This window comes from Citrobacter sp. GW821-FHT07H02, assembly GCF_059418505.1.
Window position 1 is genome coordinate 1 of sequence record NZ_JBWKPZ010000023.1, and the last position, 21,953, is coordinate 21,953.

At 53.9% G+C, this 21,953-nt stretch carries 19 protein-coding genes, 1 tRNA gene and 1 pseudogene; 8 read left to right on the forward strand and 13 right to left on the reverse strand.

Translation table 11 applies throughout. The annotated features are described in order from the left end of the window. Positions 1-206: 206 nt before the first annotated feature. From AC07NP_RS18990 to AC07NP_RS19000, 3 genes and pseudogenes are all read right to left on the reverse strand, one after another. A pseudogene (locus AC07NP_RS18990) lies at positions 207-566 on the reverse strand (IS3 family transposase); the annotation flags it as partial. Beyond that, a complete protein-coding gene (locus AC07NP_RS18995; protein ID WP_494661404.1) occupies positions 550-732 on the reverse strand; it encodes a hypothetical protein in 183 nt (60 codons plus the stop codon). The pseudogene AC07NP_RS18990 and the gene AC07NP_RS18995, both read right to left, overlap by 17 nt. A gap of 104 nt (positions 733-836) precedes the next feature. Further along, positions 837-912 (reverse strand) — tRNA-Ile (locus AC07NP_RS19000). A 125-nt stretch (positions 913-1,037) separates the two neighbouring features. Here AC07NP_RS19000 and mug point away from each other — a divergent pair. Then, entirely contained in the window at positions 1,038-1,544 is a 507-nt protein-coding gene (gene mug / locus AC07NP_RS19005) for a G/U mismatch-specific DNA glycosylase (RefSeq protein WP_494661405.1), read from the forward strand. 45 nt (positions 1,545-1,589) lie between these two features. On the opposite strand, the gene ybiA is transcribed toward mug, so the two are convergent. The 4 genes from ybiA to rpsU all read right to left on the reverse strand — a co-directional run bounded on the left by ybiA (position 1,590) and on the right by rpsU (position 6,320). After that, positions 1,590-2,153 carry a riboflavin biosynthesis intermediates N-glycosidase gene (gene ybiA / locus AC07NP_RS19010; protein WP_494661406.1) on the reverse strand — a complete coding sequence of 188 codons (564 nt, stop codon included), beginning with the start codon at positions 2,151-2,153 and terminating at the stop codon, positions 1,590-1,592. A 58-nt stretch (positions 2,154-2,211) separates the two neighbouring features. After that, positions 2,212-4,086, reverse strand: coding sequence for an RNA polymerase sigma factor RpoD (gene rpoD / locus AC07NP_RS19015; protein WP_494661449.1), 1,875 nt, complete (start codon positions 4,084-4,086; stop codon positions 2,212-2,214). A gap of 120 nt (positions 4,087-4,206) precedes the next feature. Then, complete coding sequence (gene dnaG / locus AC07NP_RS19020) at positions 4,207-5,952, reverse strand: DNA primase (protein ID WP_203359944.1); 1,746 nt, start codon at positions 5,950-5,952, stop codon at positions 4,207-4,209. A gap of 152 nt (positions 5,953-6,104) precedes the next feature. After that, positions 6,105-6,320, reverse strand: coding sequence for a 30S ribosomal protein S21 (gene rpsU / locus AC07NP_RS19025; protein WP_001144069.1), 216 nt, complete (start codon positions 6,318-6,320; stop codon positions 6,105-6,107). Positions 6,321-6,557: 237 nt separating this feature from the next. Between rpsU and tsaD the strand changes: the two genes are divergently transcribed. Continuing rightward, positions 6,558-7,571, forward strand: coding sequence for a tRNA (adenosine(37)-N6)-threonylcarbamoyltransferase complex transferase subunit TsaD (gene tsaD / locus AC07NP_RS19030; protein WP_494661407.1), 1,014 nt, complete (start codon positions 6,558-6,560; stop codon positions 7,569-7,571). 101 nt (positions 7,572-7,672) lie between these two features. On the opposite strand, the gene AC07NP_RS19035 is transcribed toward tsaD, so the two are convergent. The 3 genes from AC07NP_RS19035 to ttdA are packed head-to-tail and all read right to left on the reverse strand — an operon-like array spanning position 7,673 to position 10,698. Continuing rightward, entirely contained in the window at positions 7,673-9,136 is a 1,464-nt protein-coding gene (locus AC07NP_RS19035) for an anion permease (protein ID WP_494661408.1), read from the reverse strand. A 48-nt stretch (positions 9,137-9,184) separates the two neighbouring features. Further along, positions 9,185-9,790, reverse strand: a complete 606-nt coding sequence (gene ttdB, locus AC07NP_RS19040) for a L(+)-tartrate dehydratase subunit beta (RefSeq protein ID WP_276293864.1) — start codon at positions 9,788-9,790, stop codon at positions 9,185-9,187. Next, positions 9,787-10,698: a L(+)-tartrate dehydratase subunit alpha gene (gene ttdA / locus AC07NP_RS19045; protein ID WP_494661409.1), complete on the reverse strand. Its 912-nt coding sequence runs from the start codon at positions 10,696-10,698 to the stop codon at positions 9,787-9,789. The genes ttdB and ttdA overlap by 4 nt, the downstream gene beginning before the upstream one ends. 209 nt (positions 10,699-10,907) lie before the next feature. Here ttdA and ttdR point away from each other — a divergent pair, with 209 nt between their 5' ends. Next, the gene (gene ttdR / locus AC07NP_RS19050) at positions 10,908-11,858 is read left to right on the forward strand and encodes an L-tartrate utilization transcriptional activator TtdR (RefSeq protein ID WP_494661410.1); all 951 of its coding nucleotides are present in this window, start codon (positions 10,908-10,910) and stop codon (positions 11,856-11,858) included. Between the two features lie 2 nt (positions 11,859-11,860). On the opposite strand, the gene plsY is transcribed toward ttdR, so the two are convergent. Continuing rightward, positions 11,861-12,478 (reverse strand): glycerol-3-phosphate 1-O-acyltransferase PlsY, encoded by a 618-nt coding sequence (gene plsY, locus AC07NP_RS19055; RefSeq protein WP_192613524.1) that lies wholly within the window; start codon positions 12,476-12,478, stop codon positions 11,861-11,863. 106 nt (positions 12,479-12,584) lie between these two features. On the opposite strand from plsY, the gene folB reads away from it, so the two are divergent. Together folB and bacA are read left to right on the forward strand one after the other, a co-directional pair. Continuing rightward, a complete protein-coding gene (gene folB, locus AC07NP_RS19060; protein ID WP_271444099.1) occupies positions 12,585-12,953 on the forward strand; it encodes a bifunctional dihydroneopterin aldolase/7,8-dihydroneopterin epimerase in 369 nt (122 codons plus the stop codon). Positions 12,954-13,044: 91 nt separating this feature from the next. Further along, on the forward strand, positions 13,045-13,863 hold the full coding sequence (bacA, locus tag AC07NP_RS19065) for an undecaprenyl-diphosphate phosphatase (protein WP_192613522.1): 819 nt from the start codon (positions 13,045-13,047) through the stop codon (positions 13,861-13,863). A gap of 54 nt (positions 13,864-13,917) precedes the next feature. Here the strand turns inward: bacA and AC07NP_RS19070 are convergent, their stop codons facing one another. Both AC07NP_RS19070 and AC07NP_RS19075 read right to left on the reverse strand, forming a co-directional pair. Next, positions 13,918-15,156 (reverse strand): multifunctional CCA addition/repair protein, encoded by a 1,239-nt coding sequence (locus tag AC07NP_RS19070; protein ID WP_494661411.1) that lies wholly within the window; start codon positions 15,154-15,156, stop codon positions 13,918-13,920. 63 nt (positions 15,157-15,219) lie between these two features. Next, positions 15,220-15,840: a TIGR04211 family SH3 domain-containing protein gene (locus AC07NP_RS19075; RefSeq protein WP_203359950.1), complete on the reverse strand. Its 621-nt coding sequence runs from the start codon at positions 15,838-15,840 to the stop codon at positions 15,220-15,222. Positions 15,841-16,081: 241 nt separating this feature from the next. Between AC07NP_RS19075 and AC07NP_RS19080 the strand changes: the two genes are divergently transcribed. The 3 genes from AC07NP_RS19080 to hldE are packed head-to-tail and all read left to right on the forward strand — an operon-like array spanning position 16,082 to position 21,726. After that, positions 16,082-17,383 carry a CYTH domain-containing protein gene (locus tag AC07NP_RS19080; protein WP_494661412.1) on the forward strand — a complete coding sequence of 434 codons (1,302 nt, stop codon included), beginning with the start codon at positions 16,082-16,084 and terminating at the stop codon, positions 17,381-17,383. 21 nt (positions 17,384-17,404) lie between these two features. Then, positions 17,405-20,245, forward strand: a complete 2,841-nt coding sequence (gene glnE, locus AC07NP_RS19085; RefSeq protein WP_494661413.1) for a bifunctional [glutamate--ammonia ligase]-adenylyl-L-tyrosine phosphorylase/[glutamate--ammonia-ligase] adenylyltransferase — start codon at positions 17,405-17,407, stop codon at positions 20,243-20,245. A 47-nt stretch (positions 20,246-20,292) separates the two neighbouring features. Then, positions 20,293-21,726 (forward strand): bifunctional D-glycero-beta-D-manno-heptose-7-phosphate kinase/D-glycero-beta-D-manno-heptose 1-phosphate adenylyltransferase HldE, encoded by a 1,434-nt coding sequence (hldE, locus tag AC07NP_RS19090; RefSeq protein WP_494661414.1) that lies wholly within the window; start codon positions 20,293-20,295, stop codon positions 21,724-21,726. Positions 21,727-21,953 lie beyond the last annotated feature (227 nt).

The following is a 21,953-nucleotide window of genomic DNA, read 5'->3' on the forward strand; positions in this document are numbered from 1 at the left end:
TTCATTGGTGCACCTGTGTTGTTCTGAGGTGAGCATATCACCTCTGTTCAGGTGGCCAAATTCAGTAAACCACTTCATGTAGACAATTTAGTAGTGGGTGATGGGTTAGGGTTATTGGCTCTATCGTTAAGAGAGTTTTTACATAAACCCGCATTTGAAGATGAGCTGTAGTTCATTGAACTTACCCGCGCAATATGGACACAGCCCTAAGCGAGGTTCTGGTACTCAAATTGTTCGGGGCTGAGATTGCCACAGGTAATGTGGCGTCGCCACCGATCGTAGTCATACTCGATATAATTAAACACCACCTTTCTCATCATCTCCCGGCTGGCAAAGTGCTCCCCATGGATATACTCCACTTTCAGCGAGCGAAAGAAGCTTTCCACACAGGGGGTGTCATAATAGCAGCCTTTCGTGCTCATGCTCCCGTGAAAATTATGACGTTTCAGCAGAGCCTGATAATCCGATGAACAGTATTGGCCACCCCGCTCCGAGTGAATAATGATATTTTCCTGGCGTTGACACCACCACTGCGCCATTTGCAGCGCATCACAGGCAAGCTGTGCGGCTCATCTTCGATTCTATCCAGAAGAGGATAGGGGCAATAGCATCACGCAATAAGCCATGTGTACGAAGTGACTCATCGTTGCTAATCCAGTCCTTTACCGTTAACTCAGGGGGACGGGCCATGCGGCGCTTTTTTTTCTCTTCAACTTTATCCTTAAAGCTCATGCTAAATCTCCCTGGCTACAACACCTACAGTAGAGTTACGTCACCCAGATTGAAACAAAACAAAAAGGACTTAGCCAGTTTCCTGTCTAAGTCCTTGTTTTATCTGGTGGCCCCTGCTGGACTTGAACCAGCGACCAAGCGATTATGAGTCGCCTGCTCTAACCACTGAGCTAAGGGGCCGTGGCGAGGGATTATAAAGTAACTCTGTGCTGCAATCCAGCCATAACCGTACGTATGCTGTTTTTATAAACAACGTATTTTCAATTCGTTATACTTCCCCTCTGTTGTGTTGTTTGGGGGGTATCATGGTTAAGGACATACTGGCGCCGGGGCTTCGCGTCGTGTTTTGCGGCATCAATCCGGGGCTGTCCTCGGCGGGGACGGGGTTTCCGTTTGCGCATCCTGCTAACCGCTTCTGGAAGGTGATTCATCAGGCCGGATTTACCGATCGCCAACTAAAACCGGAGGAGGCGCAACATCTGCTGGATTTCCGCTGTGGTGTGACCAAACTGGTCGACAGACCGACGGTACAAGCGAATGAGGTCTCGCGAGAGGAGTTACACAGTGGTGGTCGCAACCTGATTGAGAAGATTGAACGCTATCAGCCACAGGCGCTGGCCATTCTGGGTAAGCAGGCTTTTGAGCAGGGATTTAGCCAGCGTGGCGTACAGTGGGGCAAACAGGCGATGAGTATTGGCACGACCCAGGTATGGGTGCTACCGAATACCAGCGGGCTAAGTCGGATCGCTCTGGACAAGCTGGTCGAAGCCTATCGGGAGCTGGATGAGGCGCTGATGGCGCGTGGATGTTAAGTATGGAGTGTAAGCCCCGACGCAAGCCGGGGTTACGTTGAATCATCACTCTTTCGCCAGGCGATCCCTGACTTCCATAAGAGCAAATCCCAACAGATTTTCACCCTGCCAGCGCGACGGTGTCGCGGCATCCGGATGATCTTTTGCCAGACCAATTCCCCAGATTTTGTCTACCGGACTGGCTTCCACCAGTACACGAGGGGCGGTACTGAGGATAAATGATTTGAGCGGCAGGTGCTGGCTAAACTTGTGGTAATTGCCTTCGCACACCAGCTCGAAACAGCTCTCCTGCCAGCGATTTTCGTCAAATCCTGCGACTTTGCGCCCCAGCTTTTTGGCTTCCGCGGGCGTTTGCGCTGCGAGGATCTTCGTCAGCATGGCCTCATCGCCAAACAGACGCGCTTTTCCGGCCATCATCCAGTGCTCCGCCGTGGCATATACCACACCGTTATGACTGAATGGCGCATTCTGCCACCACTGACTGAAGCAAGAGGCGGTAATCGTACCGTTAGCGGAGGGTTGATGTCCCCAGAACCACAGGTATTCAACGTGCTGGCCGTTATCGAGCGCACGGACCAGTGCGGGGAGTGAATAGCATCCTTGTTGCATGACTGTTGCTCCTGTAAAAAAGCCCTCACGAGGAGGGCTTAAGAACAATTAATTACGATTAATCGTCGAGGAAGCTACGCAGCACTTCAGAACGGCTCGGGTGACGCAGTTTACGCAGCGCCTTCGCTTCGATCTGACGGATACGTTCGCGGGTAACGTCAAACTGTTTACCCACTTCTTCCAGCGTATGGTCGGTGTTCATGTCGATACCGAAACGCATACGCAGAACTTTCGCTTCACGGGCGGTCAGGCCAGCCAGAACGTCGTGCGTTGCGGCACGCAGGCTCTCGGTAGTTGCAGAGTCCAACGGCAGCTCGAGGGTGGTATCCTCGATGAAATCACCCAGATGCGAATCTTCATCGTCGCCGATCGGCGTTTCCATGGAGATTGGCTCTTTGGCGATCTTCAGCACTTTACGGATCTTATCTTCCGGCATCAGCATACGTTCAGCCAGCTCTTCCGGCGTCGGTTCGCGACCCATTTCTTGCAGCATCTGGCGGGAGATACGGTTGAGCTTGTTGATGGTCTCAATCATATGTACCGGAATACGAATGGTACGCGCCTGATCCGCGATCGAACGGGTGATCGCCTGACGGATCCACCAGGTTGCATAGGTGGAGAACTTGTAACCGCGACGGTATTCAAACTTGTCTACCGCTTTCATCAGACCGATGTTGCCTTCCTGAATCAGATCCAGGAACTGCAGACCACGGTTGGTGTATTTCTTGGCGATGGAGATAACCAGACGCAAGTTTGCTTCAACCATCTCTTTTTTCGCACGGCGGGCTTTCGCTTCACCGATGGACATACGACGGTTGATGTCTTTTACCTGTTCGATGGTCAGGCCGGTTTCTTCTTCAATCTGTTGCAGTTTTTGCAGGCCGCGGTGAACGTCATCTGCCACGTCGTGCAGTTTTTCAGACCACGGTTTGTTCATCGCGATTGCGGCGTTGAACCAGGTTTCGCTGGTTTCGTTACCGGTGAACAGCGTGATGAAGTTTTTCTTCGGCATTTTGCACTGCTCAACGCAGAGCTTCATAATCAAACGTTCCTGAGTACGCACGCGATCCATCATGACACGCATGCTGTTCACCAGGTAGTCGAACTGTTTCGGCACCAGGCGGAACTGTTTGAACACTTCAGAAAGCTTCTGAATTTCTTCCTGAGCGGCTGCATGGCTGCGGCCTTTCGCTTTGATCGTGTCGCGGGTGATTTCGTACTGAGTACGCAGCTCACCGAATTTCTCACGCGCTAATTCAGGATCGATGCTGTTGTCGTCATCGCTGCTGTCGTCGTCTTCTTCTTCGTCTTCATCTTCGTCGTCATCCAGCTCTTCCTGGGAGAGTTCAGAACCGACGTGAGTGGCGGTAGGTGCCAGGTCTTCTTCCGCGTTCGGGTCAACAAAACCGGTGATCAGATCGGACAGACGCGCTTCTTCAGCTTCAACGCGATCGTACTGTTCAAGCAGATAGGTAATGGCTTCCGGATACTCGGCAACGGAGCATTGAACCTGGTTAATCCCGTCTTCGATACGTTTAGCGATGTCAATTTCGCCTTCACGGGTTAACAGTTCAACCGTGCCCATTTCACGCATATACATGCGTACCGGGTCAGTTGTGCGACCGATTTCAGATTCCACGCTGGAGAGAACCTGAGCCGCAGCTTCTTCCGCGTCTTCATCGGTGCTGTTGGTGTTTTCAGCAAGCAGCAGATCATCGGCATCCGGTGCTTCTTCCATCACCTGAATACCCATGTCATTGATCATTTGGATGATATCTTCAATTTGATCTGAATCGACGATATCTTCCGGCAGATGGTCATTGACCTCGGCATAGGTCAGATAGCCTTGCTCCTTACCACGTTGGACAAGAAGCTTCAGCTGTGACTGCGGGTTTTGCTCCATAAGACGGTATCCACACTTATTTCGTTTGATTGGTGTTGGGCGGTTAAACCGCCAACGGCAAAACGAGGGCGTACTTATATTTGTGCCGCTGCCTCTCAGTGCGGCTGCCGGGGGCTTCCCGAACGATATTCGGCACTTAAGCCGTTAAATTCATTTTTTTGCCAGTTCCTGGTTTAGTGTCCAGAGTTCCCGGCGTTCTTCGCTGCTTAAACCGTGTGTGCGCTCACGAGCTATCAACTCTTCCTGGCGCAGCTCAAGCATCGAATCAAACATATGGTTGAGTGAGTCGGTGAAGGTTTTTTCTGCGATATCCTTATCTGCTATATCGTCCCACATCGACAATTTTTCAAGGGTCGCCGCATCATTTGTGCCGCGATAATGTTCTAAAAGTTGCCCGGTGGTCAGACCTGGCTGAGACAGACAAGTGTTGACCAGTTCTACAAATAAGCCAAGTCCTGGCAATTTTTTTGGATCCAGTCCACCAAGCGGTGGAACCAACGGTGCTAAATCTGGGTTTTGCACCAGTAATCCTATCAGTATACGCATGGTCGTGCGTTTTAGCTGCGGAGCTGGCCGGGAAGCACCATTTTCTGCCAGTTTTGGCATTAAACGTTCAAGCTGGCTGTCATCCAGAATGCCAAGCTTGTTGCCCAGCTCCTGTCGCAAATAAATACGCAGCGTTTCACCCGGCACCTGCGTGATTAGCGGCAGCGCCAGCGTACTGAGCTGGGCACGTCCGTCCGGGGTACTCAAATCCACTTGCGGCAGCAGGCTGTTAAACAAAAACGCGGAGAGCGGCAATGCCTGCTCCATCCGGGCTTCGAACGCTTCTTTACCTTCTTTACGCACCAGGGTGTCAGGATCTTCACCGTCAGGTAAGAACATAAAGCGTAACTGGCGGCCATCCGTCATATAAGGCAGCGCGGTTTCCAGCGCTCGCCAGGCGGCATCGCGTCCGGCGCGGTCACCGTCGTAACAGCAAATGACGTTGTTCGTCGCACGGAATAACAGTTGGATGTGATCGGCAGTGGTCGATGTCCCCAGAGACGCCACGGCGTAGTTAATGCCGTATTGCGCCAGCGCTACCACATCCATATAGCCTTCCACCACTAACAGGCGCTGCGGGTCAGCGTTATCCTGCTGGGCTTCATAAAGGCCATACAGCTGACGGCCCTTATGAAAAATATCGGTTTCCGGGGAGTTCAGGTATTTCGGCATGCCGTCACCCAGCACGCGTCCACCAAAACCAATCACCCGTCCACGCTTATCGCGGATGGGGAACATCACCCGTTCGCGGAAGCGGTCGTAACTGCGTCCCTGATCGTTGGTAACCAACATACCCGCATCAACCAGCGATTTGCGATTCTCGGTATTGTTGCCAAACCGTTTCAGGACGTTGTCCCAGCCGGGGGGCGCAAAACCAATAGCAAAACGGGCGATCACGTCGCGACTTAATCCTCGCTTTTCCAGATACTGGCGCGCGGGGGTTGCGGCGGGTTGCATCAGAGACTGTTGATAAAATGTGTTCAGGCCGTCCATCAATTGATAAAGACTTTGCCGTTGATGGCGCTCTATCTGACTGGGGCCGTTGCCTGCTTCATAGGGCACTTCAAGATTGTGCATCGCAGCCAGCTCTTCGACCGTTTCCACGAACTCGAGCTTGTCGTAGTTCATGAGAAAATCGACGGCGTTACCGTGCGCGCCACATCCAAAGCAGTGATAAAACTGTTTTTCACCGTTTACGGTGAAAGAGGGGGTTTTTTCGTTATGGAATGGACAGCACGCATGGTAATTTTTGCCCTGTTTTTTTAGCTTCACCCGCGCGTCGATGAGATCGACGATGTCGGTGCGCGCCAGCAGGTCATTGATAAATACGCGTGGAATTCGTCCAGCCATATGCCCCTTTTATACACTTCATCCTTGACGCATCATGAATGATTTTGTGTATATGCCAATGCATAAACGAAAATAAGCCGCGCATTCCTTTCGGAAGCACGGCCTTACAACTACAACTCGGTCTGAATTGAGGGCCGCGACCCTCAGAAGACTTAGTACAGACGAGTGCGGCGTGCGTTTTCGCGAGCCAGTTTCTTCGCGTGACGTTTCACAGCGGAAGCTTTAGCGCGCTTACGTTCGGTAGTCGGTTTTTCATAGAACTCACGACGACGAACTTCCGCCAGAACACCTGCTTTTTCGCAGGAACGCTTGAAGCGACGCAGTGCTACGTCGAACGGCTCGTTTTCACGTACTTTAATTACCGGCATGTAACTCTCACCTTTAATAAATTCGGTTTGCCGCTGGCATCAACGCCAGCTTATTTCAAAATGGTGCGGAATTTTACTGCAATTGCTGCTGCTTTGTAAAGCACCGCGGCCTTTTTTGAAAGGGACTTTTATAAGGGTGAGGAGTATACACGAGGCTTCTTCCAGGGGCGAACAAAGTTTTACATCAACCCGCATTGGTCCTACACTGCGCGGTAATAGAGCGAGGTAGAATAAGTCATGCGTGTATTGGGTATTGAGACATCCTGCGATGAAACCGGCATCGCCATTTACGACGATGAAAAGGGTCTGTTGGCCAACCAATTGTATAGTCAGGTGAAATTGCATGCTGACTACGGCGGCGTGGTGCCTGAACTGGCCTCGCGCGATCACGTGCGCAAAACCGTACCGTTGATCCAGGCAGCGCTGAAAGAGGCAGGTTTAAAGGCGAAAGACATTGATGCGGTGGCGTATACCGCGGGGCCGGGTCTGGTTGGTGCGCTGCTGGTCGGCGCAACCGTTGGGCGTTCACTGGCCTTTGCGTGGAATGTTCCTGCCATCCCTGTGCATCATATGGAAGGGCATCTGCTGGCTCCGATGCTGGAAGAGAACCCGCCGGAATTTCCGTTTGTCGCGCTGTTGGTTTCTGGCGGCCACACTCAGCTCATTAGCGTGACGGGGGTCGGCCAGTACGAACTGTTGGGCGAATCCATTGATGATGCGGCGGGTGAAGCTTTTGATAAAACCGCCAAACTGCTGGGGCTTGATTATCCTGGCGGCCCGATGCTGTCGAAAATGGCGGCCCAGGGCACTGCCGGACGTTTTGTCTTCCCACGGCCTATGACCGATCGTCCGGGGCTGGACTTCAGTTTCTCCGGCCTGAAGACCTTTGCAGCCAACACGATTCGCAACAATGGCGATGACGATCAGACCCGTGCGGATATCGCCCGCGCGTTTGAAGACGCGGTGGTGGATACGCTGATGATCAAGTGCAAACGCGCGCTGGATCAGACCGGCTTTAAACGTCTGGTGATGGCGGGCGGCGTTAGCGCCAACCGCACGCTGCGCGCAAAGCTGGCCGAGATGATGCAAAAGCGTCGTGGCGAAGTGTTCTATGCGCGCCCGGAGTTTTGTACGGATAACGGCGCGATGATCGCCTATGCCGGGATGGTGCGTTTTAACGCCGGAGCCACGGCTGATCTCGGCGTGACCGTGCGTCCACGCTGGCCGCTGGCAGAGTTACCCGCAGCGTAATGTGTGTTTGCCGGATGGCGGTGTAAGCGCCTTATCCGGCAAAACAGTCATCTGAGAAGTGTATGGAAAAAAGGGGCGACATCATGGCTCCCCAACCGGGTTTACAGCAAAACGAGGGGCATCCAGAGCAGACCGGTTACCACCAGCAGAACGAGAAAGATCAGGCCGAAAATGGCACCTAACCGCCAGTAATCAACCGTTGGCAGATACCCACTGCCGTAATAGATGGGGCTTGGCCCCGTCGCATACGGGGTAAGAATACTGCCCAGACCAATGGCTGCGCCCACCATCAGGCAGAACACCGGTAACGGGATCTCCGGCATCGCCAGCGCGGCGGCAATCATCATCGGTGCCAGCGCTGAGGTATAGGCGGTGGCGCTGGCAAAGAAGTAGCGCAGCAGATAGAACACCACAATCAGCGCGATCATCACCATCACCGGCGAATAGCCGCTCAACCCGTCTGCCAGCAGCTTACCAAACCAGGTGATAAAGCCGGTATTGTTGAGTCCTGTGGCGAGGGTAATCAGCGAAGCTAGCCAGAAGAAGACGTTCCACGCGGCTTTATTACTGACGATGTCATCCCAGGAGATGATGCGTAATACCAGCATTAATGCCACCACGCTGTAACCGACCATCGCAGCATCAATATAATCACCGCCGAATATCCACAGCACCAGCGCGCCAACCATCAGCACCAACATCTTTTTCTCACGCGAGCAGAGTGGCCCCATTGCCTCCAGCTCCGTCTCCGCCCAGCGCGGCACCTGATCGCCTGATTTCAGCACTGGCGGATACAGCACGTAGGCCAGCCAGGGCACCAGCAGGACCAATGCAATACTCAGCGGTAGCATGCCTAAAAACCAGTCTCCCCAGCTTAGCGCCGTATGGGAAGCGCCTTTCATCAGACCCATCAGCAGCAGATTAGGCGCCATTGCGGTCAGGAAAATGGCGCTGGTCACGCAGTCGGCGACAATTCCCATCCACATAATATAGGAGCCAATAGACCGGGAACTGGCGTCATTAGGCTGTGAATTATAGAGCGGCGGCAGGTTACGGATTATCGGGTAGATTATCCCGGCGCCGCGCGCGGAGTTGGAGGGGGTAACGGGGGCGAGGATCAGCTCAGAGAACATCACCGCATAGCCGAGAAATAGCGTACGATGCCCCATCTTTTTCACCAGCATCAAGGCAATACGCCGACCGAGTCCGGTTTTTTCATAGCCAGTGCCAAACATAAAAGCGGCGAAAATCAGCCAGATAACCGAGTTAGAAAAACCAGAGACCGCCCACGACAATGATTTGGCGGTAAATTTGAAGCCTTCCTGCGCGAGCTGTTCCGGACTGAACAGCAGCCACGGCGACAGGACGGCGATGATCGAAATCCCGATCATCGCGACTACCGCGCCCGGCACAGGTTCCAGAATGAGTCCCACGATAACGCCGGTAAAGATCGCAAAATAGAGCCAGGTGTGGCTCTCAAGACCGGTGGGGGCAGGCAAAACAGCAATAATGGCGATGACCACCAGCGGAGCCAGGTATCGCCACCAACCAGCTAAAGGTGCCATTGTAGTATCCCTGCGAAGAGGGAGAGGCGCAAAGCCTCTCCGGAAGGGTTATTTGATGTAATGGACGTGCTCGCAGATCTCGTCGACGATAGGACCGCGACGTGCGGCGAACTGTTTTTTGTTTTCGGCGATCAGGTTATTGCCGTGGGTATCGATAGAGACAATCAGCGGACCGAACTCTTTCACCCGGCAAACCCAGAGGGATTCCGGCATGCCGAGTTCCGTCCAGTGCACTTCTTCAATCTCTTCAACCTGGGTCGCAGCAACGACTGCGCAGCCCGCCGGGAAGATCACGTGCAGCGCTTTAAATTTCTGGCAACCCTCTTCGGTGAGCGGACCCATGCCGCCTTTACCCACCACCAGCTTCACGCCGGTCTGCTCAATAAACTCTTTTTCAAAGGCTTCCATGCGCATGCTGGTAGTTGGGCCGACGGAGACCATCTCCCACTTCTCCCCGTTCTTACGCACGATGGGACCGGCGTGGAAAATCGCTTTGCCGTTGAGGTCGTAAGGGATCGGACGCTTAAGTTCGATCAGGCGACGGTGGCAGACGTCGCGGCAGGTCACCAGTGTGCCGGTCAGGTAGATCACATCGCCAATACGGATATCTTCCAGGTCTTCGGCCTTGATCGGGGTAGTCAGGATCTTTTTCATAACGCGCTCCGGGTGTGGGACAGGTTTTCGAAGGAGAGGTCAGAATGAACCAGCAGCGTGCCGCGACGGTGCGCCCAGCAGCCGGTTGAAACGGCAACGCCGATCGTCGACGGGTGGCGCGCGGCGGATTCGATATGCACGCCCATCACTGAGCTGTTGCCGGTGAGTCCTTGCGGGCCAATTCCCAGCCGGTTAAGTCCTTCTTCCAGGCGCAGTTCAAGCTCGGCGGCTTTTGGATTTGGATGTCGTGTGCCAATCGGGCGCAGCACCGCTTTACGTGAGAGTACGGCGGCGGTTTCAACAGAGGTTGCGATTCCCACGCCCACCAGTACCGGCGGACAGGCGTTTACGGCCAGCGTGGAGATATTTTCAAAGACGAATTTCACCATGCCTTCGTAGCCTTCGGAGGGCATTAGCACTTTGGAGCGTCCCGGCAACGTACAGCCGCCGCCTGCCATGTAGACTTCGATTTCTGCCTCATCGCCGTCGGGGATGATGTCCCAGGTCACCCACGGCACGCCGCTGCCGGTGTTTTTACCGGTGTTTACTTCGTCAAAAATCTCTACCGCATTGTGGCGCAGCGGCGCTTTCACGGTGGCATCTTCTACGGCCTGTTTAAGAATGCTTTGCAGCTCACCCAGCAGCGGGAAACGGGAACCGACCTTGACAAAAAACATGATCTCGCCGGTGTCCTGACAGGCCGGGCGGTTCAGGTCGATAGCCTTCTGCATGTTGTCGAACATGGTGTGGTAAATGATTTTACCCATTGGCGAGGTTTCGCCTTCTCGTAGCTGTTTTAATTTATCCACTACGTCGTCGGGCATCCGGGTAGAAATCATGGCGGTAAAATTAGCGACAATTTCTGTCAACGTATTAACCGCGTTTTGATTATTTTGATTGCTCATCATGTTAACTCCAGTTCTTTATTTATCTGGAAATAAATTCTCCGAAGTAAACTACCACTAAAAATGTGGATTTATATTTTTTGCTGCTGTGTATATGTAATTAACGGTTCGTGAATCATGCTGTAGAAAGGTGATGAAAATTGAGCAAAGGCAGAGATTGACGGCGTGAAGAGAATTACACTGCGGTTATCAAAATCACGGGTAATCCGAAAATGCTGAATAACTATCCCTTAGCCAAAGATCTGCAGGTGCTGATTGAAATTGTCCATACGGGAAGCTTTAGCGCGGCGGCGGCGGCGCTGGGGCAAACGCCCGCATTTGTGACTAAACGGATTCAGATCCTCGAGACAACCCTTGCCACCACGCTGCTGAACCGTTCGGCAAGAGGCGTTGCGCTAACGGAAAGCGGGCAGCGGTGCTATGAACATGCGCTGGAAATTCTTACCCAGTATCAGCATCTGGTGGATGAAGTGACGCAAATCAAAACCCGTCCGGAAGGAATGATTCGCATTGGCTGTAGTTTTGGTTTTGGTCGTAGCCATATTGCGCCCGCCATTACCGAACTGATGCGCAATTATCCTGAACTACAGGTCCATTTTGAACTCTTTGATCGGCAGATTGATTTGGTGCAGGACAATATCGATCTCGATATTCGAATTAATGATGAGATTCCAGATTATTATATAGCGCATTTGTTAACGAAAAATAAAAGGATATTGTGTGCGTCCCCCACGTATTTGCAAAAATATGCTGAACCGAAATTATTACAGGAATTATGTCATCATGATTGCCTGGTGACAAAAGAGCGCGATATGACCCACGGAGTATGGGAACTGGGAAATGGCGAAGAGAAAAAGTCGGTGAAGGTGACGGGGCATCTTTCCTCCAACAGCGGCGAAATTGTTCTGCAGTGGGCGCTGGAGGGAAAAGGAATTATGTTGCGTTCTGAGTGGGATGTGCAGCCGTTTCTGACCAGCGGCAAGCTGGTTCGGGTGTTACCGGAGTATGCACAAAGCGCCAATATCTGGGCTGTTTATCAGGAACCGCTTTATCGCAGCGTGAAGTTAAGGGTATGCGTGGAGTTTCTGGCGGCATGGTGCCAGCAGCGGCTAGGCAGGCCCAATGAAGGCTACCAGCCTGCGCTGACGATGGGCAGCGAATAAGATCACTCGGGATCTTTTTCGCTCTTCTTCTTCAGTTTTGTCCAGATCTTCGTCTCCTGACGACGCCACAGTCGCTGGATGTTGTCATGGTGACGCAGCAAAATCAGGCACGATAGCAAGGAGACCGGGAGGGTGAACTGCGGTTTAAACCACCAGACGTAGAACGGTGCTATCAGGGCACTGACAATAGCACCGAGCGATGAATAGCCGCTCAGTAACACGGTCAGCAACCAGGTGCCCGCCATGACGCCCGTTAAGTCCCAGCCAATCGGCGCTATGGCGCCAAATGCGGTAGCGACGCCTTTGCCACCTTTAAAACCAAAGAAGACCGGCCAGATATGCCCCAGACAGGCCGCGATCGCAATTAATCCCAACCAGAGAGGGCTGACGCCTAACGCGTATGCGCCCCAGACGGGCAACATGCCTTTCAGGACGTCGAAAGCCAGTACTGCTACGGCCGCTCCCTTGCCACCGATTCGTAACACATTGGTCGCGCCTGGATTACCGGAACCGCTCTGACGCGGGTCGGGCAGTCCAGCGATGCGGCAGACCAGAATGGCGCTGGAAATTGAGCCGCAGAGGTACGCGAAGAGGATCATTCCAGGCGCGATTGCACTCATAAGCTGTTCCGTTTTGAAAATGTCGTGTTAAACGTTACTTCTGTGGATAATACGCATAATTCGCCGGAAGTGGTATCCGGGTTAGCCAAAAAGCGAGCAGGTCGTGATGGATATTGTATTTATAGAGCAACTTTCGGTCATCACCACTATCGGTGTTTACGACTGGGAACAGACCATTGAACAGAAACTGGTGTTCGATATCGAAATGGCGTGGGACAACCGCAAATCCGCCAAAAGCGATGATGTGGCGGATTGTCTAAGCTATGCTGACATTGCCGAAACGGTTGTCAATCACGTGGAAGGCAGTCGTTTTGCGCTGGTTGAAAGGGTGGCAGAAGAGGTTGCCGATCTGCTGTTGGCGCGGTTTAATTCTCCGTGGGTGCGTATCAAGCTCAGTAAACCCGGCGCCGTGGCGCGCGCGGCAAATGTGGGCGTAATCATTGAGCGTGGCAATAATCTGAAAGAAAATAATTAACTTTATAATTTTTAAACCAACTGGGTATAAATGGGTCTTAACGCAGGATCCATTTTTTGCTGCATGATTTTTTACATTTAGGGGTTTATTGATGAGCGATATGCACTCGCTGCTGGTGGCGGCAATATTGGGTGTGGTCGAAGGATTGACGGAGTTTTTGCCCGTCTCCAGTACAGGGCACATGATTATCGTTGGCCATCTGTTGGGGTTCGAAGGCGATACCGCGAAGACGTTTGAGGTGGTGATTCAACTGGGATCTATCCTGGCCGTCGTTGTGATGTTCTGGCGACGTTTATTCGGACTGATCGGCATTCACTTTGGCAAACCGGCGCATGAAGGCACCGGAAAAGGGCGTCTGACGCTGGGCCATATTCTGTTGGGGATGATCCCTGCGGTGGTGCTGGGACTGGTGTTCCACGACACCATTAAATCGTTGTTTAACCCGGTTAACGTGATGTATGCGCTGGTGGTTGGTGGTTTGTTGCTGATTGCGGCGGAATGTCTGAAGCCGAAAGAGCCGCGCGCGCCGGGTCTGGACGACATGACCTACCGTCAGGCATTCATGATTGGCTGTTTCCAGTGTCTGGCGCTGTGGCCGGGCTTTTCCCGCTCAGGCGCCACGATTTCCGGTGGTATGCTGATGGGCGTGAGCCGTTATGCGGCCTCTGAATTCTCGTTCTTGCTGGCCGTGCCGATGATGATGGGCGCCACGGCGTTGGATCTCTACAAAAGCTGGTCGTTCCTGACGGTTGCCGACATCCCGATGTTTGCCGTCGGCTTTGCCACTGCGTTCGTCGTCGCGCTGGTGGCAATCAAAACCTTCCTGCAACTGATTAAACGCATCTCGTTCATTCCGTTTGCGATTTACCGTTTTATCGTTGCAGCGGCCGTTTACGTGGTGTTCTTCTGATTTAAGCTTGCCGGAGAAGGCGTTTACGCGACTATCCGGCATTTATTCCTGCAATCATTCCGGCTTCGGGCAGCGCAATGCTTTCCAGTCCGTCACGGCGTCAATACGGCGCCGGGTCAGCTCTTCACGGATCGCCTGGCCTTTGAATCCTGCGTCAACCACCTCTTTGGTCGGTACGGCCTGTGCCACCTGCCAGGCTTCTCGTAACCAGCGGCCTTGTGGATAGTCCGCCGCTTCAAAGCCCGTACGCCCGCGAACATCCGCTTCGCTGGTCAGCGCGATTTGTTCCACCCGTTGCGGTTTTCGCCAGGCATCAATCGAATCGAACAGTTTAACGATCGTTTTTGGCTGCAAGATGGGGAAGGTATGAATGAGATCGTGGAACTCCGCCACCAGTTTGGCTAAATCGCGAATGTCATTGGGAACGCGTAAACGCTGGCATAACTGTTCCACCAGTTTAACGCCCGCCGGGCCATGACCGTGATGACGCGGCCAGAACTCCTTTGGCGTTAACCCTTTCCCCAAATCGTGACACAGCGTGGCAAAGCGCACATCCACTTCAGGGCTGAGCATGGCGGCCATCGACAGCGTCATCAGCGTGTGGATCCCGGTGTCGATTTCCGGGTGCCACTTTGCCGGGGCGGGGACGCCAAACAGGGCGTCTATTTCGGGGAACAGCACGCGCAACGCGCCGCAGTCGCGGAGAACCTGGAAGAAGACCTGTGGGTTACGTGTGGTCAGGGCATTTTCGGTTTCTTTCCACACCCTTTCCGGCGTGAGGTGTTCCAGCTCACCGGCAGCCGTCATCTCACGCATGAGCGTCATGGTTTCATCAGCAATACGGAAGCTAAGGTGGGCATAACGGGCGGCAAAACGCGCCACGCGCAGGACGCGCAGCGGATCTTCGCTGAAAGCGGGAGAGACATGGCGTAGCAGGCGGTTGTCCAGATCGCGACGCCCGTGATACGGGTCGATTACCTGACCGTCGTCGTCACGCGCAAGGGCGTTGATCGTCAGGTCACGGCGCTGCAAATCGTCTTCCAGCGTCACGTCGGCGGCGGCATAACAGGTAAAGCCGGTATAGCCGGAACCCGATTTACGCTCGGTGCGCGCCAGCGCATACTCTTCACGTGTTTGCGGATGAAGAAATACGGGAAAATCGCGGCCTACCTGCTGGTAGCCCGCGTCAAGCATCTCCTGAGGCGTGGCGCCAACCACCACCCAATCTTTATCTTTAACCGGTAGCCCTAATAACGCGTCCCGAACAGCACCACCGACCAGATAAATCTTCACGCCACTTCCTCTCCTGAAAAACATCATCTCTCAATGATATGTCAGTGCGGGGGAGAAGGCGATTTAGTTCATCCAGCGGTCTTTGCGTTTACGGCTTGGGATCATGTGCGGCAGGACGAGGCCGAGCAGCAGACCGAGACCCAGCACGCCGCCGCCATACATGAACCACTGCATGATGATGGTGCGCTGCTTGTCATCAAGCTGCACGCTGGCAGCATCGACTTTCTTCTGCGCAACAATCAGCTCGTTTTTCAGCTTCTGGTTCTCTTCTTTTAACCCGTTAATCACGCTGTCGCTCTGGGACACTTTTTGCTGCATGTCGGAGGTGCGCTGATTCCAGGTCGTATCAATATTGTTGAGCTTATCGGTCAGCGTTTTGACCTGATTTTCCAGATCCGGTACGCGAATACGCAGGCTGGGCGTGCTGTTCAACTCTTTCATCGGGATCCAGGCAGTACGGCCGGTACTGTCTTTTACCTGAGCATAATTGGTATTCGCGTCGGTTTGTAAGAGTGTCACTTCCTCACCGGCGTTAATCGTACCCAGCAGGCGATAGTTATCCCCCGGACCGCTGCGGACCCAGGTGTTCAGTTCATCAGAAACATAGCGCTTTTCTTCAGCATGGGAGACGGCAGTGGCGCTAAGTGCAAGTAAAGTTAATCCAATCAGGCGTAATTTTGGCATCAGGCTGTCGTTATTGTCATAGAAAGTGGAACGATAGTAGTGGCATCAGTGTCTCTACGCAAAGCATTCGACATCAATCGGAATCTTCTGTGTCATCTATGCCACTGTTTCAAACTTTTACGCCCGTCAAATTGCTCGTTGTATGGCAATTTGGCGCAAAATACTATGTACTGACAAACAAGAACGCATTAAGTTCGCCGTCATTCTTCCCATATGTGACATAACCCATAAGTACAAGGCCATGGCTCAGGAAATCGAATTAAAATTTATCGTCAATCGCGAAGCGGTAGACGCACTGCGTGACCATCTGCACACGTTAGGCGGGGAGCATCATGCCCCCAGTCAATTGCTGAACATTTACTACGAAACATCAGATAATTGGTTGCGTAGTCACGATATGGGACTGCGTATTCGGGGCGAGAACGGTCATTATGAAATGACCCTGAAAATCGCTGGCCGGGTGACAGGAGGACTGCATCAGCGTCCGGAATACAATGTACCGCTGACCGAACCGACGCTGGATCTCGCCAAACTCCCTCCCGAAGTCTGGCCCAACGGCGAAATGCCAGCCGATCTCGCGTCACGCGTACAGCCGCTGTTCCGCACTGATTTTTATCGTGAAAAATGGGTGGTTGAGGTTGAAGGCAGCCAGATTGAAATCGCGCTCGATCTGGGGGATGTGAAGGCGGGAGAGTTCGCGGAGCCTATCTGCGAACTGGAGCTTGAGCTGTTAAAAGGCGATACGCGCAGCGTGCTGAAACTGGCAAATCAGCTGGTTTCGCAATCCGGATTACGCCAGGGCAGCCTGAGCAAAGCAGCCCGTGGCTACCATCTGGCGCAGGGAAACCCGCCGCGTGAAATCAACGCGACACGAATTCTGAAGGTGCCAGCGAAAGCCAGCGTTGAGCAGGGGCTTGAGGCTGCGCTGGAGTTAGCGTTGTCACAGTGGCAATACCATGAAGAGTTGTGGGTTCGCGGTGAGAAAAAGGCCAAAGCCGATGTTCTGGCAGCAATGGGACTGGTTCGCCACACCATCATGCTGTTCGGCGGGATTGTTCCTCGTAAAGCGAGCGCTCACTTACGTGATTTGTTAACCCAGTCAGAAGCGACGATCGCCTCTGCGGTTTCAGCGGTAACGGCGGTTTACAGTACACAAACAGCGATGGCTAAACTGGCATTGACGGAATGGCTGGTGACCAAAGGCTGGCAGCCGTTCCTGGATGCCAAAGCGCAGGACAAAATTTCGGGTTCGTTTAAGCGCTTTGCGGATACTCACCTCTCACGGCACGCCGCTGATCTGAAATCTGTTTTCGACCAGCCGTTAGGCGATCAGTATAACGATCAGCTTCCGCGCCTGAACCGTAACATTGACAGCATCTTATTGCTGGCCGGTTATTACGACACCCATGTGGCGCAGGGCTGGCTGGAGAACTGGCAGGGATTGCGTTATGCGATTGCGACCCGCCAATATATTGAAATTGAACATTTCCGCAACGAAGCGATTTCTCAGGAACCGTTCTGGCTGCACAGCGGAAAACGATAATCTGGCAAGGATACGTCTTTTATGAAGCCGCTCTCTTCTCCCTTACAGCAGTACTGGCAGACCGTTGTTGAGCACCTGCCAGCCGCAATCTCAGAGACGACGCCGGGTGTTCAGGCGAAGTCAGTACTTACCTTCAGTGATTTTGTTCGGGACAGCGTTATTGCGCATCCCGAATGGCTTGCTGAGCTGGAAAGCACGTCGCCGCAGGCCGACGAATGGCAACATTACGCGGCCTGGTTGCAGGAGGCACTGGCGCAGGTTGCTGACGAAGCGGCGCTGATGCGTGAGTTGCGGGTGTTTCGCCGTCGCATTATGGTACGTATTGCCTGGGCGCAGGCGCTGCGGCTTGTGGAAGAAGAGAGTATTTTGCAGCAATTAAGCCATCTGGCTGAAACGCTGATCATCGCTGCGCGGGACTGGCTGTACGCCGCCTGTTGCCGTGAGTGGGGAACCCCCTGCAACCAGAGTGGCGTCCCGCAACCGCTGCTGATTTTAGGAATGGGAAAACTGGGCGGCGGCGAGCTGAATTTCTCCTCCGATATCGACCTGATTTTTGCCTGGCCGGAGCACGGTTCCACGCAAGGCGGGCGACGTGAGCTGGATAACGCGCAGTTCTTCACGCGGATGGGGCAACGACTCATCAAGGTGCTGGACCAACCCACGCAGGATGGTTTTGTTTACCGTGTGGACATGCGTCTGCGTCCGTTTGGCGACAGCGGCCCGCTGGTGTTGAGTTTTGCCGCGCTGGAAGATTATTACCAGGAGCAGGGGCGTGACTGGGAACGCTATGCGATGGTTAAAGCGCGGATCATGGGCGATACCGATGGCGTCTATGTTGACGAATTGCGTGCCATGCTGCGACCTTTCGTCTTCCGCCGCTACATCGACTTCAGTGTGATCCAGTCTCTGAGAAACATGAAGGGCATGATTGCCCGTGAAGTTCGCCGCCGGGGTCTGAAAGACAATATCAAACTCGGCGCGGGCGGCATTCGCGAAATCGAATTTATTGTCCAGGTATTCCAGCTCATTCGCGGTGGTCGCGAACCTTCACTGCAGTCACGCTCTCTTTTACCTACGTTGAATGCGATTGCGGCGCTGCATCTGCTGTCGGAGAATGACGCGGAACAGTTGCGAGTTGCTTATCTCTTCTTGCGCCGCCTGGAAAACCTGCTGCAAAGCATCAATGATGAGCAAACGCAGACACTGCCGGGGGATGAGCTGAATCGTGCGCGTCTGGCGTGGGGAATGGATACGGATGACTGGTCGCAGCTCACCGACGAGCTGGACGGTCATATGGCGAATGTGCGCCGGGTGTTTAATGAGTTGATTGGCGATGACGAAACCGAGACGCAGGAAGAGTCATTGTCGGAACAGTGGCGCGAACTGTGGCAGGATACGCTACAGGAAGATGACTCCACGCCAGTTCTGGCCCATCTTACCGACGAGGGGCGGGGACGCGTGCTGGCGCTGATTGCGGATTTTCGCAAAGAGCTGGATAAACGCCCCATTGGCCCGCGTGGCCGTCAGGTCCTCGATCATCTGATGCCACATCTGCTCAGCGACGTCTGTTCCCGTGAAGACGCCTTTGTGCCGCTGTCGCGTATTACGCCGTTGCTGGTGAGCATTGTAACCCGCACCACGTACCTCGAATTGCTGAGCGAATTCCCGGGGGCGCTAAAACATCTGATCTCGCTTTGTGCTGCCTCCCCGATGGTCGCCAGCCAACTGGCGCGCTACCCACTGTTGCTCGACGAACTGCTCGACCCGAACACGCTGTATCAGCCGACCGCGACGGACGCTTACCGTGATGAGTTGCGTCAGTATCTGCTGCGTGTGCCGGAAGATGACGAAGAGCAGCAACTGGAGGCGTTGCGGCAGTTTAAGCAAACTCAGCTATTGCGCATCGCGGCGGCGGATATTGCAGGCACGTTACCGGTGATGAAAGTCAGCGACCATTTGACCTGGCTGGCGGAAGCCATCATCGACGCTGTGGTGCAACAGGCGTGGACGCAAATGGTGGCGCGTTACGGTCAGCCGACGCATCTGAGCGAGCGCCAGGGGCGAGGCTTTGCCGTGGTCGGTTACGGTAAGCTGGGCGGCTGGGAACTGGGCTACAGTTCCGATCTGGATTTGATTTTCCTTCACGACTGTCCGATGGACGTGATGACCGATGGCGAGCGCGAAATTGACGGCAGGCAGTTCTATCTGCGCTTGTCGCAGCGGATTATGCACCTGTTCAGCACCCGAACTTCCTCGGGTATTTTGTATGAGGTGGATGCGCGATTACGCCCGTCCGGCGCGGCGGGAATGTTAGTTACTTCAGCCGAAGCCTTCGCCGATTATCAGCAAAACGAAGCCTGGACGTGGGAACATCAGGCGCTGGCGCGTGCGCGCGTGGTGTATGGTGATCCGCAACTGACTGCGCAGTTTGACGCCGTGCGACGTACGATCATGACTCTCGTTCGCGACGGCAAAACACTGCAAACCGACGTGCGTGAAATGCGTGAAAAGATGCGCGCGCATCTGGGGAATAAGCATCGCGACCGCTTTGATATTAAAGCTGACGAGGGTGGGATCACCGACATTGAGTTTATTACGCAATATCTGGTGCTGCGCTACGCGCATGAGAAGCCGAAGCTGACGCGCTGGTCAGATAATGTGCGCATTCTGGAGCTGTTGGCGCAAAACGACATTATGGAAGAGCAGGAAGCGCAGGCGCTGACGCTGGCCTACACCACGCTGCGCGACGAACTTCACCACCTGGCGTTGCAAGAGTTGCCGGGGCATGTGGCGCAGACGTGTTTTAGCAAAGAGCGTGAACGGGTAAGGGCCAGCTGGCAGAAGTGGCTGGTTGCCGAGTGAAATGTGCTATTATCGCGCGCAAATTTTGAATCTCTCAGGAGACAGGAATGAAAGTAACGCTGCCAGAGTTTGAACGTGCAGGGGTCATGGTTGTTGGTGACGTGATGCTGGATCGCTACTGGTACGGGCCGACCAGCCGTATTTCACCGGAAGCGCCAGTACCCGTTGTCAAAGTGGACACCATTGAGGAACGTCCTGGTGGCGCGGCTAACGTGGCGATGAACATTGCGTCCCTGGGGGCCAATTCACGTCTGGTCGGATTGACCGGCATTGATGATGCCGCGCGTGCGCTCAGCAAAACGCTGGCGGCTGTGAATGTGAAATGCGACTTTGTTTCTGTCCCGACACATCCCACCATCACCAAACTGCGTGTACTTTCACGCAACCAGCAGCTGATTCGCCTGGACTTTGAAGAAGGCTTTGAAGGTGTCGATCCACAACCGCTGCATGAGCGCATTAATCAGGCGCTGGGTTCGATTGGCGCGCTGGTACTCTCTGACTATGCGAAAGGCGCGCTGGCCAGCGTTCAGCAGATGATCGCGCTGGCGCGCAAAGCGGGCGTGCCGGTATTGATCGACCCGAAAGGCACCGATTTTGAACGCTACCGTGGCGCCACGCTGCTGACCCCGAATTTGTCAGAGTTTGAAGCGGTGGCCGGTAAGTGTAAAAACGAAGAAGAGATTGTCACTCGCGGCATGAAAGTGATTGCGGATTTCGATCTCTCTGCGCTGCTGGTGACGCGTTCTGAGCAAGGGATGACGTTGTTGCAGCCGGGCAAAGCACCGCTGCATATGCCGACCCAGGCGCAGGAAGTGTATGACGTCACCGGTGCGGGTGATACGGTGATTGGCGTGCTGGCGGCGACGCTGGCGGCAGGAAAATCGCTGGAAGAAGCCTGTTACTTCGCCAACGCGGCGGCAGGTGTGGTCGTCGGTAAGCTGGGGACATCCACCGTTTCGCCCATCGAGCTGGAAAATGCCGTACGCGGTCGTGCTGATACGGGCTTTGGCGTGATGACTGAAAATGAGCTGAAGCAGGCCGTTGCCAGCGCGCGTAAGCGCGGTGAGAAAGTGGTGATGACCAACGGTGTCTTCGATATCCTGCATGCCGGACACGTTTCTTATCTGGCGAATGCGCGCAAACTGGGCGACCGCCTGATTGTGGCAGTCAACAGCGATGCGTCGACTAAACGTCTGAAAGGCGAAACGCGTCCGGTCAATCCGCTCGAACAACGCATGATCGTATTGGGCGCGCTGGAAGCCGTCGACTGGGTGGTCTCTTTTGAAGAAGATACCCCACAGCGTCTGATTGCAGGCGTACTGCCGGATCTGCTGGTGAAAGGCGGCGACTACAAGCCGGAAGAGATTGCGGGCAGTGAAGAGGTATGGGCCAACGGCGGCGAAGTGTTGGTGCTGAACTTCGAAGACGGTTGTTCAACGACCAACATCATCAAAAAAATCCAGAAAGACAGCGACAAGTAATCTCTCCGCCAGTAAGTTAGGCGGCGCTGTACACACCTTATCAGGCCTGTGAGCCTCTGCGCGATGCAGGTCTGATAAGCATTCCGTTATCATTTACTCCCATCCCTTTACATTTCCTGGAAAAGTGTGACTTCCTGCAGGTGTTTTGCGCACATAATGTACAAATACTTTGCGCCCAGAAGCGAATACTGGAATCAGAAAAAGCATATGGCCTTATCAGAAATTCG

What these genes read in the sequence shown, in the direction of transcription:
- plsY (WP_192613524.1), bottom strand. Translation starts at nt 12,478, where the DNA reads ATGAGTGCAATCGCGCCTGGAATGATCCTCTTCGCGTACCTCTGCGGC.
- tsaD (WP_494661407.1), top strand. Translation starts at nt 6,558, where the DNA reads ATGCGTGTATTGGGTATTGAGACATCCTGCGATGAAACCGGCATCGCC.
- glnE (WP_494661413.1), top strand. Translation starts at nt 17,405, where the DNA reads ATGAAGCCGCTCTCTTCTCCCTTACAGCAGTACTGGCAGACCGTTGTT.
- AC07NP_RS19075 (WP_203359950.1), bottom strand. Translation starts at nt 15,840, where the DNA reads ATGCCAAAATTACGCCTGATTGGATTAACTTTACTTGCACTTAGCGCC.
- rpsU (WP_001144069.1), bottom strand. Translation starts at nt 6,320, where the DNA reads ATGCCGGTAATTAAAGTACGTGAAAACGAGCCGTTCGACGTAGCACTG.
- dnaG (WP_203359944.1), bottom strand. Translation starts at nt 5,952, where the DNA reads ATGGCTGGACGAATTCCACGCGTATTTATCAATGACCTGCTGGCGCGC.
- ttdB (WP_276293864.1), bottom strand. Translation starts at nt 9,790, where the DNA reads ATGAAAAAGATCCTGACTACCCCGATCAAGGCCGAAGACCTGGAAGAT.
- bacA (WP_192613522.1), top strand. Translation starts at nt 13,045, where the DNA reads ATGAGCGATATGCACTCGCTGCTGGTGGCGGCAATATTGGGTGTGGTC.
- mug (WP_494661405.1), top strand. Translation starts at nt 1,038, where the DNA reads ATGGTTAAGGACATACTGGCGCCGGGGCTTCGCGTCGTGTTTTGCGGC.
- AC07NP_RS18995 (WP_494661404.1), bottom strand. Translation starts at nt 732, where the DNA reads ATGAGCTTTAAGGATAAAGTTGAAGAGAAAAAAAAGCGCCGCATGGCC.
- folB (WP_271444099.1), top strand. Translation starts at nt 12,585, where the DNA reads ATGGATATTGTATTTATAGAGCAACTTTCGGTCATCACCACTATCGGT.
- hldE (WP_494661414.1), top strand. Translation starts at nt 20,293, where the DNA reads ATGAAAGTAACGCTGCCAGAGTTTGAACGTGCAGGGGTCATGGTTGTT.
- ybiA (WP_494661406.1), bottom strand. Translation starts at nt 2,153, where the DNA reads ATGCAACAAGGATGCTATTCACTCCCCGCACTGGTCCGTGCGCTCGAT.
- ttdR (WP_494661410.1), top strand. Translation starts at nt 10,908, where the DNA reads ATGCTGAATAACTATCCCTTAGCCAAAGATCTGCAGGTGCTGATTGAA.
- AC07NP_RS19035 (WP_494661408.1), bottom strand. Translation starts at nt 9,136, where the DNA reads ATGGCACCTTTAGCTGGTTGGTGGCGATACCTGGCTCCGCTGGTGGTC.
- ttdA (WP_494661409.1), bottom strand. Translation starts at nt 10,698, where the DNA reads ATGATGAGCAATCAAAATAATCAAAACGCGGTTAATACGTTGACAGAA.
- AC07NP_RS19080 (WP_494661412.1), top strand. Translation starts at nt 16,082, where the DNA reads ATGGCTCAGGAAATCGAATTAAAATTTATCGTCAATCGCGAAGCGGTA.